This window comes from Streptomyces sp. G5(2025) (assembly GCF_049542075.1).
Taxonomy (GTDB): Bacteria; Actinomycetota; Actinomycetes; order Streptomycetales; family Streptomycetaceae; genus Streptomyces.
Window position 1 is genome coordinate 2,335,225 of sequence record NZ_JBMUZT010000006.1, and the last position, 14,839, is coordinate 2,350,063.

The 14,839-nt window shown below is 74.0% G+C and carries 14 protein-coding genes and 2 pseudogenes; 14 read left to right on the top strand and 2 right to left on the bottom strand.

All coding sequences use genetic code 11. The features are described 5' to 3' along the window. Positions 1 to 13 precede the first annotated feature (13 nt). Genes ACOBQB_RS21425 through ACOBQB_RS21440 form a run of 4 tightly spaced genes read left to right on the top strand, consistent with a single transcriptional unit; the run spans position 14 to position 2,606 of the window. Positions 14 to 922: a hypothetical protein gene (locus ACOBQB_RS21425; RefSeq protein ID WP_423598646.1), complete on the top strand. Its 909-nt coding sequence runs from the start codon at positions 14 to 16 to the stop codon at positions 920 to 922. Beyond that, positions 919 to 1,167 carry a Trm112 family protein gene (locus ACOBQB_RS21430; protein ID WP_423593769.1) on the top strand — a complete coding sequence of 83 codons (249 nt, stop codon included), beginning with the start codon at positions 919 to 921 and terminating at the stop codon, positions 1,165 to 1,167. Before ACOBQB_RS21425 ends, ACOBQB_RS21430 begins: the two co-directional genes overlap by 4 nt. A 13-nt stretch (positions 1,168 to 1,180) precedes the next feature. Beyond that, positions 1,181 to 1,984: an FkbM family methyltransferase gene (locus tag ACOBQB_RS21435; protein ID WP_423593770.1), complete on the top strand. Its 804-nt coding sequence runs from the start codon at positions 1,181 to 1,183 to the stop codon at positions 1,982 to 1,984. Continuing rightward, complete coding sequence (locus ACOBQB_RS21440) at positions 1,965 to 2,606, top strand: hypothetical protein (RefSeq protein ID WP_423593771.1); 642 nt, start codon at positions 1,965 to 1,967, stop codon at positions 2,604 to 2,606. The genes ACOBQB_RS21435 and ACOBQB_RS21440 overlap by 20 nt, the downstream gene beginning before the upstream one ends. Here the strand turns inward: ACOBQB_RS21440 and ACOBQB_RS21445 are convergent. Continuing rightward, a complete protein-coding gene (locus ACOBQB_RS21445; protein ID WP_423593772.1) occupies positions 2,590 to 3,462 on the bottom strand; it encodes an ATP-grasp domain-containing protein in 873 nt (290 codons plus the stop codon). The two genes, ACOBQB_RS21440 and ACOBQB_RS21445, sit on opposite strands and share 17 nt — an antisense overlap. Positions 3,463 to 3,673: 211 nt before the next feature. On the opposite strand from ACOBQB_RS21445, the gene ACOBQB_RS21450 reads away from it, so the two are divergent. The 7 genes from ACOBQB_RS21450 (at position 3,674) to ACOBQB_RS21480 (ending at position 8,878) form a co-directional block, all read left to right on the top strand. Further along, the gene (locus ACOBQB_RS21450) at positions 3,674 to 4,579 is read left to right on the top strand and encodes a LysR family transcriptional regulator (RefSeq protein ID WP_423593773.1); all 906 of its coding nucleotides are present in this window, start codon (positions 3,674 to 3,676) and stop codon (positions 4,577 to 4,579) included. A gap of 115 nt (positions 4,580 to 4,694) precedes the next feature. Further along, positions 4,695 to 5,264: a cysteine dioxygenase gene (locus ACOBQB_RS21455; RefSeq protein WP_423593774.1), complete on the top strand. Its 570-nt coding sequence runs from the start codon at positions 4,695 to 4,697 to the stop codon at positions 5,262 to 5,264. Continuing rightward, complete coding sequence (locus tag ACOBQB_RS21460; RefSeq protein ID WP_423593775.1) at positions 5,264 to 6,343, top strand: YeiH family protein; 1,080 nt, start codon at positions 5,264 to 5,266, stop codon at positions 6,341 to 6,343. The genes ACOBQB_RS21455 and ACOBQB_RS21460 overlap by 1 nt, the downstream gene beginning before the upstream one ends. 54 nt (positions 6,344 to 6,397) lie before the next feature. Beyond that, on the top strand, positions 6,398 to 6,547 hold the full coding sequence (locus tag ACOBQB_RS21465; RefSeq protein WP_423598648.1) for an epoxide hydrolase N-terminal domain-containing protein: 150 nt from the start codon (positions 6,398 to 6,400) through the stop codon (positions 6,545 to 6,547). Beyond that, positions 6,544 to 6,795 carry an alpha/beta fold hydrolase gene (locus ACOBQB_RS21470; protein WP_423593776.1) on the top strand — a complete coding sequence of 84 codons (252 nt, stop codon included), beginning with the start codon at positions 6,544 to 6,546 and terminating at the stop codon, positions 6,793 to 6,795. Before ACOBQB_RS21465 ends, ACOBQB_RS21470 begins: the two co-directional genes overlap by 4 nt. Positions 6,796 to 6,824: 29 nt before the next feature. Beyond that, on the top strand, positions 6,825 to 7,244 hold the full coding sequence (locus ACOBQB_RS21475) for a hypothetical protein (RefSeq protein ID WP_423593777.1): 420 nt from the start codon (positions 6,825 to 6,827) through the stop codon (positions 7,242 to 7,244). 119 nt (positions 7,245 to 7,363) lie between these two features. Continuing rightward, positions 7,364 to 8,878, top strand: a complete 1,515-nt coding sequence (locus ACOBQB_RS21480; protein WP_423593778.1) for an acyl-CoA synthetase — start codon at positions 7,364 to 7,366, stop codon at positions 8,876 to 8,878. Here ACOBQB_RS21480 and ACOBQB_RS21485 read toward each other — a convergent pair. Next, the gene (locus ACOBQB_RS21485; RefSeq protein ID WP_423593779.1) at positions 8,805 to 12,647 is read right to left on the bottom strand and encodes a S8 family serine peptidase; all 3,843 of its coding nucleotides are present in this window, start codon (positions 12,645 to 12,647) and stop codon (positions 8,805 to 8,807) included. The two genes, ACOBQB_RS21480 and ACOBQB_RS21485, sit on opposite strands and share 74 nt — an antisense overlap. 320 nt (positions 12,648 to 12,967) lie before the next feature. On the opposite strand from ACOBQB_RS21485, the gene ACOBQB_RS21490 reads away from it, so the two are divergent. The 3 genes and pseudogenes from ACOBQB_RS21490 to ACOBQB_RS21500 form a co-directional block, all read left to right on the top strand. After that, positions 12,968 to 14,005 (top strand): rod shape-determining protein, encoded by a 1,038-nt coding sequence (locus tag ACOBQB_RS21490; protein WP_423593780.1) that lies wholly within the window; start codon positions 12,968 to 12,970, stop codon positions 14,003 to 14,005. 262 nt (positions 14,006 to 14,267) lie between these two features. Continuing rightward, positions 14,268 to 14,363, top strand: a pseudogene (locus ACOBQB_RS21495) (hypothetical protein); the annotation flags it as partial. Then, a pseudogene (locus tag ACOBQB_RS21500) lies at positions 14,337 to 14,633 on the top strand (histidine kinase); the annotation flags it as partial. The pseudogenes ACOBQB_RS21495 and ACOBQB_RS21500, both read left to right, overlap by 27 nt. Positions 14,634 to 14,839: the final 206 nt, after the last annotated feature.

A 14,839-nucleotide genomic window follows, 5' to 3' on the forward strand; every position in this document is an offset into this window, starting at 1 on the left:
CATGTGGTGGGGTGTGGCCGCGGCGCTGCTCGCGAACGTGCTCTACAGCACCGGGTTCGTCCTGGAGAAGCGGGCGTTGACCGCCATGCCGTCGGTCAGCGTCCGCAAGCCCCTGCGGCTGCTGCGGCAGGTCCTCGGCAGCCCCTTGTGGATCGGCGGTTCGCTCGCCCTGGCGGCGGGCTTCGGCGCGCAGCTGATGGTGTACCGGACGCTGCCGATCGCCGCCGCCCAGGGCATCTTCGTGTCGGGCCTGGTCCTGCTGCTGCTCCTGTCCTCGGCCCTGCTCGGCGAGCGGACCTCGGGGCGCGAGCGGTACGCGGTCGGCGCCATCCTGCTGGCGCTGCTCATGGTCGTGCTGTCGCTGAGCGAGACCGACGACGCCGTGAGCCGCGGCGCGCCCGCGCCGCTCGTCCTCACCGTCTGCCTGCCCTCGCTCGCCGCCGGCGTCTGGCTCTACAGCGCGGCGGAGCGCCGCGCCAAGCACCGCCACCGCATGCCGTCGGCGGGTGTGGAGTACGGCGTCGCGGTGGGTCTGCTGTACGGCGTCAGCTCGCTGGCCATCAAGGGCGTCTCCAGCCACCTGACCACGCGGAACCTCGGCGGCGCGCTCGTCGACCTGCTGCTCTCGCCCTACCCGTACCTGCTGCTGTTCACCGGCGCGTTCGGTCTGATCATGTCGCAGGCGGCGCTCCAGCGCTGCCGGGCCTCCCTGATCGTCCCGGTGTGCACGACGGTGACGGCGCTGTTCACCGCGGTCCTCGGCACGCTGGCGTTCGGCGAGGCCCTGCCGCACGAGCCGGTGCGCCTCGCCCTGCGCATCGCGGGCACGGTGCTCGCCGTGTCCGTGCTGCTCGCCATGCCCAAGCACGACGGGCCATCACCTCAACCCACGCCCCCGCCCAAGGAGCTGACAAGCGGATGAACCCCGAAGACCCGCTGCTGAAGATCCTCGCCTGCCCGCTCGACAAGGGGCCGCTGCATCTGCTCACCGCGGAGGAGCCCCTCACCTCGCAGGAGGGGTCCCTCGTACCGGAGGAGGCGCTCTACAACCCGCGGCTGCGCCGCCGCTACCCGGTGGTCGACGGCATCCCGCAGCTGCTGCCCTCCTCCGGCGAGCAGGTCCCCGAGGACGAGCACGAGCAGCTGCTCAAGCGAATATCCCCGTGACGGGGGCCCGCCGATGACCCTCGCCGCGCGCCTCGCGCCCTATGTCCCCGACCGTCTCATCGCCTCCCTGGCCCGCCTCGTCTACCCACGCTTCGAGCCGGAGCTGGCTCGCCTCGGCGACCTCTGCCCGCCGGACTGCGGCACCGCCGTGGACGTCGGCGGCTGGTACGGCCCGTGGTCGCGCCGCCTCGCCGCGCACGCCCGCCGCGTGGTGACCGTCGAGCCGGTGCCCCGCCTCGCCCGGCTGCTCGCCGCCAGCACGCCCGGCAACGTCCGTGTCGTCCAGGGCGCGGCGAGCGACCACCCCGGCACCGCCCGGCTCTGGCTGCCGCCCGGGGACGAGGGCCGGCGGGGCGTGTCGTCCCTGATCCGCCGCGACATCCACGCCACCGCCGTCGACGTGCCGTGTCTGACGCTGGACGGGCTCGGTCTGCGGGACGTCGGCTTCGTCAAGATCGACGTGGACGGCAACGAACTGCCGGTGCTGCGCGGCGCGCGGGAGCTGATCGCCCGTGACCGCCCGGCGCTCTTCATCGAACTGGAGGCCCGCATCCAGCCGATCGCCCCCATCGTGGACCTGCTCACCCGCCACCACGGCTACCGGGGCTGGGTCCTGCCCGGCGACACGTGGCTGCCGCTGGCCGCCTTCGACCTGGAGGCACACCAGGACGACACGTCGTACGTCGTGTCGCAGGGCCTGCTGCGCCGGGTGCTCACGCCCCGCCGCCCCCGGTACGTCAATTCGGTGCTGTTCCTTCCGGAAGGGCGCCGCCCGGGCGCGTTCTCGGTGCGCGACGATGGGGTGCATGCCCGCTAGCGCCTCCTCCCCCGCCGCCCCGTTCACCCCGCTGGACTTCCAGCTGGTCCTGCTGCGCCGCATGGCCGACCACAACCCCGGCCTCGTGGAGGACGCCCGCCGCGAACTGGGCGCCTCCATCGCCCAGATGCGGGAGGCCAACCGCCGCTGGCAGGCGATGGCGCGGGGGGCGCGCTCGCGGGGCGCCGCGGCGCGCTACCGCTCGGTCCTCGGCGCTCCCGAGTCGACCGCCCGCCGGCCGATCGGCGACCTGGAGTGCGAGGCCCTGCGCTGGCCGGTGCCGCTCTGGCCGGACCTGCGCTTCGAGGTGCTGCTCGCGCCGAACGGGGCGTTGTGGGACGCGTGGTTGGTGCGGGCGCCGGGGGCGCGAGGGCCCGAGCTGCGTACGGTCGACGATCTCACCCCGTGGTCGTGCACGGTCGACGAGGCCGCGCACGCCTTCGCCCCGGCGCGGCCCATGGAGGGGACGGCGCCGACGCGGTGGCGCCTGGCGTTCACCGCGCCGGACGCGGGCGGTGAACGGCGGCGCTGCGTCGCGGAGTTCACGTGGGGCCTGCTCCAGCGGGTGGAGTGCGTGCCGGCGGAGGCGGGGCCCGGCTTCGGGGTTACACCGCCGCCTTGAGGATGTGCTGCACGACGTGGGTCAGCGAGCCGGGGTGCGGGGCGAGGAAGAGGTTGGGCTCGACGAGTTCGAGCTCCATGACGCACGGGTCGCCTTCGGGCCCGTCCACGAGGTCCACGCGCGCGTACAGCAGCTCGGGGGCGTCCGGCACGGCCGCCAACGCCCGTGCGGCGACGTCCAGTTCGGCTTCGGTCGGCTCCCAGGGGCGCAGGTCCGGGTGGGGTATCTTCTCGGCGTCGTACGCCGTGCCGGGCGCGAGCACCGCGCCCTTGCGGATGGCGTGCAGGTACCGCCCGCCGAGGAAGACGAGCGCGCGCTCGCCGGTGGTGTCGATGCGGGGCATGTAGGGCTGCACCATGGCGGTGAACCCCTCGTCGTGCATGCGGGCGATCTGGGCGAGGGCCCTCTCGCGCTCCTCGGCGCGATAGCGGGCGGCGTACCGGGCCCCGGCCCCCGAGGTCGGCTTGACAACGAACTCCGCGTCGTCGTCCGGCAGTTCCGGCTTGCCTCCGGGGGCGCAGTAGGAGGTGGGGACGGTGGGGACGTCTGCCGCCGCCAGGTCGGCGAGGTAGCGCTTGTCGGTGTTCCACCGCACGACGTGCGCGGGGTTGGCGAGCCGGGTGAGCCGGGCGCACCGCTCGGCCCAGGCCACGAACTCGGCGGCGCGCAGGCTGTAGTCCCACGTGGACCGGATCACCGCGAGGTCGAATCCGGCCCAGTCGGCGTCCGGGTCGTCCCAGCCGACGACGCGGACGTCGGCGCCGGCACGGGCGACGGCCCGCGCGAGGACCGGCAGGTCGCGGTCGTACTCCGGCTGCGGCCGGCAGGTGACGAGCGCGATGCGGGGGCTGGGCACGGGGGCTCCTCTTCGGACGTGTGTTCGGACCCCCGCAGGCTAACAACCGGGCAGGAGGCCCTCCCACGCCCTGACAAGGGCCGGCACTCGGCCCTGACGAGAGCCGGTACGCACGCCTGACGAGGGCCAGTACTCGCGCCCTGACAAGGGCCAGTACAAGCCATACCCTCACTCTTGTCCGATCATCCCAATATCTGCTTATGATTCAGCGGTGTTCGATTCACGGCACATCAAGACGTTCCACGAGGTGGTCCGGGCCGGGTCGTACTCGGCGGCCGCCCGCTCCCTCGGCTATACACAGCCCGCGATCACCCAGCAGATGAAGGCCCTGGAACGCTCCGTGGGCACGCCCCTGTTCACCCGCGTCGGGCGCCGCATGCGCCTGACCGAGGCGGGCGAGGCGCTGTCGCGGCACGCGGGGATCATCCTGGACGACATCTCCGCCGCCCAGCAGCAAATGAACGCGATCACGCGGCTGCGCTCGGGGCGGGTGCGGGTCTGCGCCTTCCCGAGCGCCAACGCCACCCTCATCCCGGAGGCCCTGGCCCGCCTCGCCTCGGGCCATCCGGGCGTGCGCGTGGAACTACTGGAGGACGAGCCGCCGGAGTCGCTGCGGCGCGTGGTGCGCGGCGAGTGCGACATCACGCTCGCCTTCACCTACCCCGGCCTGCACGAAGAGGTGCCGGACGAGCTGGCGGAGATCCCGCTCATGGAGGACCAGCTGACCGTGCTGCTGCCCGCCGGGCACCCCATGGCGCGCCGCCGCTCGGTCAAGCTCGCCGAGCTGGCGGATGAGCGGTGGATAGCCGGCTGCCCGCGCTGCCGGGCCAACTTCCTGCACGAGTGCGCCGAGCTGGGCTTCGCGCCCGACATCGCCTTCACCACCGACGACAACCTGGTGGTGCAGAGCCTGGTCGCCGAGGGGCTCGGCATCGCGATGATGCCGGGGCTCGTCCTGAACTTCCTGTGCCACCGCAAGGTGACGGGCCGCGCCCTGGACCCCGCCTCGCGGCGCAAAGTGTCGGCGTACGTCCTCAAGGAGCATCTGCGCATCCCGGCCACCGCGCTGGTGCTGGACGAGCTGAGGACGGTGGCGGCCAACCGCGTCGGCTGCTGACGCTCCCGTCGGCGCCCGCGACGCCCCCGCCCGCCCCCATCCATAAGCGGAAGTTGCGGGGTCGCCAAGAAACTGTCGTTGGACGTGATGGATCGGGCGGCGCCACGCTGCCGGTATGACCACTCCGACCGTGTACCCGGCCGCCCGGACCACAGAGCGCCTCGACACCCTCGTCGCCGACGTGCGCGAGGCGGTCGGGCGCGGACTGCCTCCCGACCTGACCGCGTACCTGGTCGGCGAGCGGCTCGCCCCGCACCTCGGCGCCGCCGACCTGCTCACCGACGACCAGTGCGAGGGCGACCCCGAGTGCTACCGCCAGCACGTCCTGCACGCCGAGCAGGACGGCAGCTTCTCGATCGTGGCCCTGGTGTGGCTGCCGGGGCAGCGGACCTCCGTGCACGACCACGTCTCATGGTGCGTCACCGGCGTCCACGAGGGCGAGGAGCACGAGCGCCGCTACCGTCTCGTGCCCGCCACCGAGCCCGGCGGGACCGCCCGGCTCATCGCCACGGAGGACGTCGTCAACCCGCGGGGCGCGGTCTGCGGCTTCGCGCCGCCCGGCGACATCCACCGGGTGTGGAACGCCTGCGGTACGCGCGCGATATCCCTGCACATCTACGGCGCCGACATAGCCCGCCTGGGCAGCAGTGTCCGCCGGGTGTACGACCTGCCGGCCGACCGGTAATGGCGCTGCTCGGGGAACGCCCCAAGTCCCGTACACCGAGAGCTGCTCCACCGGCCGTCCACCCGTCCGGCATCTTTCCCGGGCTGGCGCTCGCCGCCACCGGGGTCGCCGTGGCGTGGGGCGCGCACCGGCTGGTGCCCGGCGTCCCGATGCTCACCGCCGCCGTGCTCCTCGGCATCGTGGCGGCCCATCTGCCGGGTCCCGCGCGGCACTTCGTGCGCGGTCCCGGCAAGGCGGGGCTGACGTTCGCGGCGAAGCGGCTGATGCGCGTCGGGATCGTGCTGCTCGGCCTGAAGCTGAGCCTGGACGACGTGCTAGGGCTCGGCTGGTCGTCGGTCGTGATGGTGCTCGGCGTGGTCGCCGTGACCTTCTTCGGCACCTGGTGGCTGGGCCGCCGCATGGGCCTGCGCGGCGATCAGCCGCTGCTCGTCGCCACCGGCTACTCGATCTGCGGCGCGTCCGCGATCGGCGCGGTCAGCGAGGTCTCCGAGAGCGACGAGCGGGACACGGCCACGTCGGTGGCCCTGGTGACGCTGTGCGGCACGCTCGCCATCGCCGTACTCCCGCTGCTCCAGCACCCGTTGGGCCTGACCGACGCGGAGTTCGGCCGCTGGGTCGGGGCGAGCGTGCACGACGTGGGGCAGGTCGTGGCCACCGCGCAGACGGCCGGTTCCGGGGCGCTCGGCGACGCGGTCCTGGTGAAGCTGATGCGGGTGGCGCTGCTCGCGCCGCTCGTCGCGGCCGTCGCCCTGTCGGTGCGGGCACGGTCGCGGTCCCGCGCCGCCGGTCGGACCGGGACCGCGACGGGGGGTGCCCGGCGTCCGCCGCTCGTGCCGCTCTTCGTCGCGGGTTTCCTCGCCATGGTCGTCCTGCGCACGACCGGTCTGCTGCCGGGCGCCGCGATCGACGCCGCGCAGGTGGCGCAGGAACTGCTGCTTGCTGCCGCCCTGTTCGGCCTGGGCAGCGCGGTGGATCTGCCGTCCCTGACCCGCACGGGCGGCCGGGTCGCGGCGCTCGGCCTGGTGGCGTGGGGCGTGATCGCCGGGGTCTCGTACGTGGGTGTGGTGCTGACGTACTGAGTGTTCGGGCGCGGCTGAAAACCTCGGGGCCTTATCGCCGTCCCCCAGGCCGAGCTGGACGACCTCCGGGCCCGTCTCGGCCGCACCCGCTGGCCCAGCGAGGCCCGCGGCCAGGGCCGGGAGCGCGGCACCCCGGTCGCGTACCTCAAGGAACTGGCCGATCACTGGGCGAACGGTTACGACTGGCGGGCCTCCACCTGGTGATCCCCTCCCTGCCGGGCTTCGGCTTCTCGGGCCCGCTCACCGACAGCGGCTGGAACACCCGCCGCACCGCCACCACGTGGGCGGAGCTGATGCGCAGGCTCGGCTACGGCCGGTACGGCGCACAGGGCGGCGACCTGGGTGCCGGCATCACCCGCGAGCTGGGCGTCGTCGACCCCGAGCACGTCGTGGCCCTCCATGTGAACGGCGGCACCACCTCCCGAGCGCCGCTGAGGACGACCCGACGCTGAGCGACCGCGAGCGGGCCAGGGTGCGGCGCATGAACGAGTTCATGGCGGAGGCGGGCGGCTACATCGCGATCCAGTCGACGAGGCCGCGGACCCGGATCGTCGACAAGTTACGGGACATGACGAGCCTGGAGAAGGAACTCCCGCACGAGGCCGTCGACCGCGACACCCTGCTCACGAACGTCACGATCTACTGGCTGACCGGCACCGCGGCCTCCTCCGCCGCCTTCTCTCACGAGGAGGCGGCGGCCCGGGGCGAACAGGAGCCGATGTCCGTGCCGCTGGGCGTCGCGCAGTTCACCGTGCAGGACATCGCGTTGCGCCGCGACGAGGAGAAGGTCAACAACGTGGTGCGCTGGCGGGATTACGACCGGGGCGGCCACTTCGCCGCCCTGGAGGCACCGGCCCTGCTGCTCACGGAGATCAGGGAGTTCTTCGCGGACTACCGATGAGCCGACTACCGATGAGCCGGCTCCCGATAAGCCGGCCGCTCCCCGGGGAAGGCCGCGTCACCCTGTGTGAGACTGCGTGTGCCCCGCACCGGCCGAGCAGACTTCGAGGAGTACGAGACGTGGATCCCCTCTTCCCGACCCTGTCCGCCCCGCACGCGTGGGCTTCCGGTGAGGCCCTGCGGTTCGGCGACCGCGCCCTGAGCCACGGCGGACTCGCGGCGGTGTCGGGCGCGCTGGCGGCCCGGCTGCGCGGGGCGGGCCGCGTCGCCGTCTGGGCCACGCCCTCCCTGGAGACCGCCGTCGCCGTGGTCGCCGCGCTGCGGGCGGGCGTGCCCGCCGTGCCGCTCAACCCGAAGTCGGGCGGCAGCGAGCTGGCGCACATCGTCGCCGACAGCGCGCCGTCCTTGGTGCTGGCCGAGCCGGGCGCCGTACTGCCGCGGGCTGTGGCCGATCTGACGCGGCTCGACGTCGACATGGACGTACGGGACTCCGCGGCTAGCCCGGAAGCCGCGGTCCCGGAGCCGGACGACCCCGAAGCCCCCGCCCTGATCGTCTACACCTCCGGCACCACGGGCCCGCCCAAGGGCGCCGTCCTGCCGCGCCGCGCGATCGCCGCCACGCTGGACGCCCTGGAGGACGCCTGGCAGTGGACCGGCGACGACGTACTCGTCCACGCCCTGCCCCTGTTCCACGTGCACGGCCTGATCCTCGGCACGCTGGGCCCGCTGCGGCGCGGCGGCAGTGTGCGCCACCTCGGCCGGTTCGGCACCGAGGGCGTGGCGCGCGAGCTGGGCGCCGGGGCGACCATGCTGTTCGGGGTGCCGACGATGTACCACCGGATCGCCGAAGCCCTGCCCGGCGACCCGGAGCTGGCGAAGGCGCTGGCCGGGGCGCGGCTGCTGGTGTCCGGCTCGGCGGCGCTGCCGGTGCACGACCACGAGCGGATCGCGGCGGCCACGGGGCGCCGCGTCATCGAGCGGTACGGCATGACGGAGACGCTCATGAACACCAGCGTCCGCGCGGACGGCGAGCCGCGCGCGGGCGCGGTCGGGGTGCCGCTGCCCGGTGTCGACCTGCGCCTGGTCGACGAGGCGGGCGAGCCGCTCCCGGCGGGCGGTCCGGAGGCGGTCGGCGAGATCCAGGTGCGCGGCCCGAACCTCTTCACCGAGTATCTGAACCGCCCCGACGCGACCGCCGCGGCCTTCGCGCCGGGCGGCTGGTTCCGCACCGGCGACATGGCGGTGCGCGACCCCGACGGCTACGTACGGATCGTCGGCCGCAAGGCCACCGACCTCATCAAGAGCGGCGGTTACAAGATCGGCGCCGGTGAGATCGAGAACGCGCTCCTCGCCCACCCCGGGGTGCGGGAGGCGGCGGTCACCGGGGAACCGGACCCCGACCTGGGCGAGCGGATCGTGGCGTGGGTGGTGCCCGCCGACGCCGACAACCCGCCCGCCGCCGGGGAGTTGGCGGACCACGTGGCGGCCTCCCTCGCCCCGCACAAGCGGCCACGGGTCGTCCACTACCTGGAGGCGCTGCCACGCAACGACATGGGCAAGATCATGAAGCGCGCCCTGGGGGCGGGAGCAGGGCCTGAAGAGGGGGCGGCTGCTTCACCCCCACCGCCCGGATGATCTCCTGCGTCACGGACCCGCCCCGGTCGTCATGGACCGAGGCCCGCAGCGACACGGACGCGGCACCGCCGGGCACCTTCACCTTCCCTTCCCAAGCGGCCTCCTTGCCGTCCCTGTCCAGGGCGACGGCCTGCCAGGTCTTCCCCTCGTCGTACGACACCGACAGCCGGCCGCCGCCGACGCGCCCGGTGTCCGCCGCCCCCTTGACGTACTCGGAGAAGATGCCGACGGGCACAGTCCGCCCGCCGCGCACGTCGCCCGCGAGGGACGTGTCGATGTCGAAGCCGAGATTGAGCAGCGGCAGGCGGGTCTTCCTGTCCGCCGGGGTCTCCTTCGACCTGAAGGTCCACTCGGCGTGGCCCTTCGTGGCGAGGTGCCACCGCGCCGGGTCGAGGGTCGTGTCGGTGACGACCTTGTAGGTGCGTTCGGCGGGGTCCGCGTCCCACACGTACACCGCGGAGCTCTTGCGCCGGTCGGCGCTGACACCGTCCACGAAGACCTCGCTGACCTGCGTCATCGACTCCTCGTTCCACACGTCGCCGAAGCCGGTGTGGTCCGGGCCCGAGTCGCCCCAGCCGGGCACGTCGAACTCCAGGGTGTCGCCGCGGCGTGTCTGGCCCCAGCCGAGGCCGGTGCCGAGCCAGGGGTGCAGGACGGGCCTGAACCAGTTCAGGCCCGTCCGCGCGCCTCCCTCGTACGCGACCAGTCCGCCGCGCTGCTCCAGGGCGCCGGACCCGGTGGAGACGGACTCGTGCCACAGCTGGCCCCGGCCCGTGGAGACGTACTCGGTTCGCGTCGCGGGGTGGTCGATCTGCTCCTGGAAGCCGATGCCGACCGGGAAGGTACCGGTGATCGAGTAGCGGAACTCGCCGCCCCGCGCGGGCTTCACCGCGTGGTACTTCGTGTGGAGCACGGCGAGTTCACGCTTGCCGGGCCGGAAGGACAGGTCCTTCGGTACGGCCTTCTCATGGCCCTCGGAGAGGTCGTAGACGTACGGCGTGTCGACCGTCCCGGTGCTCTCAACCTTCTTGCCCGCCTTCGCCGCCGCGAGGAGCCGGGCCCCGTCGGCGGTGTCGAGCGTGGCGATCTGGAGCGGCCGGTCGGTGTTGCCGTCCGTGCCGAACCAGGCGTTCAGCCGCCCGGGCCGGTCGTCCGTCACGAACAGCGCGGCGGCGCCCGCGTCCTGTGCGGCCTGCCCGAGCCGCTCGGGAGTGACCGCGTCCGTGCGGCGCACGATGACGGCCTTGCCGCGCACGTCCTTGCCCGCGTACGCGTCCGGGGTGCCGTCGCCCGCGTCCACCAGCGCCCATGTGTGCCGCCCCTCGGCGACGGTCCCGCCTGGCTGGGCGACGGCCTCGCGCAGGCCCTTCACGTCCACCAGGGGTTTGCCGAGGCGCCACACCGTGCGGTACTCGAAGGTGCCGTCGGTGACCTCGGCGGTGGGGGCGGCGAAGACGCTGTCGTACTTCACGGGCACCTGGACGGCGCCCTGGAGCTCGGCGCCGCCTGCTTTCCTGTCGTACTCCATCAGCAGTTGCCGGGTCTCGGTGCGCCGGCCGACCTCGGCGCTGATCTCGCGCAGCCTCCGCCCGTCGAGGGTGACCTCGCGGTCCCGGTCGAGGCTGATCTGCGGATCGGTGAGGAAGCCGAGGCCGAGCGAGTCGGCGCCCCGGGCGCCGCGCACGTCGAGGAAGGACGAGACGGCGTACGTCCCCGGCTTCAGGCGCAGCTTCAGGGTGCCGGAGTCGCCGACGGCGGCCGGGAACGGGTCGACGCCCTTGGTGAGCCGCTGCACCACGAGGTCCGCCGGGGCGGGGGCGCCGTCACGGTCCTTGACGTGCACGGTGAGCGTGTACCGCTCCTCCTCCTTGACCAGGCCGAACGCGGTCCGCGCGACCTGCTCGCCACCGGCGCTCGCGACGATGTCGCCGCTGGTGTTCCCGACGGGTGCCTTCGCGCCGTCGCCGGTGACGGTGGTCGAGGCGGTGCCGTGGGCGGGGACGGAGAGGGTGGTGTCGGCGAGTGCGGCGACGTCTTCGGAGACATCTTCCGAGGCGGCCCGCACGACCACGCTCAGGCTCAACGTGACCGGCTCGTCGGACGAGTTGGCGTAGGTGAGTTTCCTCGCCACCGGCCGGTTGTCCTCGTACGGCCAGCCGTGGAAGCCGAGGTCGACGCTGCCGGTCGCGGTGATCCGCGTGTCGATGGCGTCGGGCACGCTGACCCGCCCCGCCCCCAACGCGTAGGCGGAGGCGTCGAGTCGCGCGGAGGCGGACATCAGGGCGTCCTTGAGCCGGGCGCCGCTCCAGCCGGGATGCTTCTCGGCGAGCAGGGCGGCCACACCCGCGACGTGCGGGGTCGCCATCGACGTACCGCTCATCTCCGTGTACGGGCCCTCGCCCGCGGTGAGCCGGGAGCGGGCCGCGAGGATGTCGACGCCCGGCGCCGACAGGTCGGGCTTGAGCGCGTGGTCGCCCGCGCGCGGCCCCTGGCTCGTGAAGTACGCGGCCCGGTCGGCGGAGTCGACGGCGCCGACGGTCAGCGCGGAGTCGGCGGCGCCGGGCGAGCCGATGGAGGAGGGCGCGCCGGTGTTCCCGGCCGCGACGACGAAGAGGGCGCCGGTCTCCTCGGAGAGGGCGTTCACGGCGGTGGCCATCGGGTCGGTGCCGTCGCTGGGCTCCTGCGAACCGAGGCTCATGGACACGACCTTGGCGCCGACGTCCTCGGCGGCCCACTCCATCCCCGCGATGATCTCCGACTCGCTGCCGAAGCCCTCGTCGCTGAGCACCTTGCCGACGGCGAGGGAGGCGCCGGGCGCGACGCCCTTCTCCTTGCCGCCCACGGAGGCGGCGCCGCTGCCGCCGACGGTGGACGCCACGTGGGTGCCGTGTCCGTTGCGGTCGGCGACCTCCTCGCCGGGGACGAAACTCCTGCTCTCGGCGGTACGGCCGTCCAGATCCGGGTGCCCGGCGTCGATGCCGGTGTCGAGGACGGCGACCTTCACGCCCTTGCCGGTGAGCCCGGCCTCCCAGGCCTTGGGCGTGCCTATCTGTTCGTTGCTCCGCGCCATGTCCGCCTCGACGCGGCCGTCGAGCCAGACCTTCTCGACGCCGGACGCCTCGTCGCGCACGGAACGCCACAGGGCGGCGGGCCGCTCGGCGGTCACGGCGACCCCGGCGACGCTCGGCAGGGCCCGCACCTTCTCGGCGCCGCGCGGCACTTGGCGGGCGGCACCCCGGGCGTTCTTGTCGTACGTGACGATGAGCGGGAGCCGCGCCTGCCCAGCCGTCCCGCGGGCGGCGAAGCCCTGCCGGATCAGCTCACTGACGTCGAACAGCCGCGCGTCCAGGAACCCGGAGCGCAGATACGGCCGCGCCTCATCCGGTACGACGGTGACGCGATCGCCCGCCACCTGTGTCCGCACGGCTCCGGTCGCCCCCGCCGGGCGGTCGACAGTGACGGTCCGCGTGCCGCCGGGGAGTGGGGTGACGGTGACCTTGTCGCCGGTGATGAGGGTGACGGTATGGGCGGCGGTGGGGGTGGGGGCAGCCGGGGCGGGGGTGGTGGTGCGGGCGGGGGCCCCAGCCATGGCGGAGCCCGTCGCCATGGCGGGGCCCGTCGCCATGGCGGGGCCCGTGGCCATGGCGGGGCCCGTGGCCATGGTGGAGGCGTCGTCGGCCGTGGCGCTCTGCCCGGCGGGAAGCAGGGCGAACACGAGACCGACGGCGGCCGCGGCCGCGGCTCTTCGCCGCGCGGGGGCTCTGGTCATGAAGCTGCCTCTCTTCGTCGGAGCCGGGCGAAGAGGTGGGGGTCGCCCGAGTGCTGCGAAGAGTGTCAGGGGCCTTGTGCGGCAAGGGAGTTGCCGTGCGGTGGCGGGAAGCCGCCAGGGGGACCACCCGCCAGGCGGGGCGCGGTGCCGGAGTGAGCCGGGGGCACCGCTGGAGGCCCCGCCCCGCGCACACCACCCATACGGCCGCACCCCGCGCGGCTCAGCCCAGCGCGCGTGGCGTCCGCGGGCACCGCACGATGCGAGACAGGGCCGCCGACCGTCGGCCCGTACGGTCTGCGCTCTCGGGAGGACCACCTGCCATGACCGTCAGTCTGGAGCAGTTGCGCCGCTGCCACATCGCCGTCGACCTGGGGGCCGCGCGGACCCGGGTGTTCGTCAAGGGCGCGGGACTCGTCGTCGACGAGCCGAGCGCCGCCGCCGTGAACACCCGCACGGGTGCCCTCATCGCGGTCGGCCAGTTCGCCGAGCAGATGACGGGCCGTACGCCGGGCTACATCCGCGTGGTCCGCCCCGTCTCCGGCGGCACCGTCGTCGACATCGAGATGGCCCAGCGGATGCTGCGCCATCTGCTCGGCGAGAAGCTCCGCCGCGCCCTGCGCCGCAAGCCGCGGCTGCGCGCCGCGGCCTGCACCCCCCACGACGCCGACCCGCTCGCGCAGCGCGCGGCCATCGAGACGATGGTCGGGCTCGGCGCCCGCCGGGTGGAGCTGGTGGACACCCTCATCGCCGCCGCCGTCGGCTGCGGCCTGCCGGTGGAGCGCCCCGAGGCGACGATGATCCTCGTCTGCGGCGCCGCCACGACCCAGGTCGCGGTCCTGTCCATGGGCTCGATCGTGACGGCCGAACGCATCCCCGTGGGCGGCGAGGCCATCGACCACGCGATCGTGCAGCACCTGCGCCACCAGCATGAGCTGATGCTGCCCTCGCAGTCCGTACGCCCCCTCCAGCTCGCCCTGAGCGGCAACGGCCTCACCCCGCACGGCCCGGAGTCCACGGAGATCCACGGCAGGGACGTCGCGACGGGCCTGGCCCGCTCGGTCCACGTCGACACGGCCGCCGTCCGCGACGCCATCCACACTCCGCTCACCGCCGTGCTGGACGGTATCGGCAAGGTGCTGCGGGTCTGCCCGCCGGACCTGGTCGCCGACCTCGCGGACCGCGGGATCATGATGGTCGGTGGCAGCGCGCGGCTCCCCGGGCTCGACCAGATGCTGCGGGACGCGACGGGAATGCCCGTACAAATCGCGGAACGCCCGGATGTGTGCGCGGTGCTGGGCCTCGGTGCGATGCTGGAGGGCAAGATCCAGCCACTGGTCCTGGACCCGCTGTCCGCCTGACCGGTGCCGGAGCCCGCCACCGCGACACGGAGTGCGTGACCGAGATGGACGACGGAGTGGACGCGCCGCTGCCCCCGATGCCGCTGCTGGAGGCGGTCCTCTCCGTCGGCACGGACCTCGGACTGCGCGCCACGCTCCAGCACATCGTGGACAGCGCGGTCCGGCTGACGGGCGCGGAGTACGGCACGCTCGGCGTCGGCGGTGACAGCGAGGCCGGCGGGGTGTCCGAGGTGTTCGTGGCGGCCGGCCCGGCCCGGGCCCGGTGGAGGAGGCGGGCGGTGACGTCATCCGCGTACCGATCCCCGTCCACGACGAGGCGTTCGGCGACCTCGTGCTCGCGAAGGAGGCGGAGGGTGCGTTCACGGACGAGGACCGGCAGCTCCTGAAGGTCCTGGCGAGCCAGGCGGGCATCGCGATCGGCAACGCCCGCCTGTTCGAGGCGGCCCGGCAGCGGGAGCGCTGGATCGAGGGAGCGGCGGCGGTCACCACGGCCCTGCTCACCGGCGAGGCCGCGGCCGACGCGCTGATGACGGTCGCGGACCGGGCACGGATGCTCGCGGGCGCGGCGGCGGGCGTGATCCTCCAGCCCACCGAGGCGGGCGGCATGCGCATCGTCGCCGCCTCCACCGACGGCGCCCCCCACGGCTGGGGCGCCTCGGCGGGCGACCGCCCCGCGGACTCCGGGCCGACGCCCCCGGCGGCTGAAACGCCCCTGCCGGGCGAACGAGCCCACCCGACCCCGGACACCAGCCCCACCACGGCAGTCGCGGGGCCCCCTCCCGACCAAGCCGCCCCCGCCCACGAACTCCCCGGCTGGGGCGCCTCGGCGGGCGA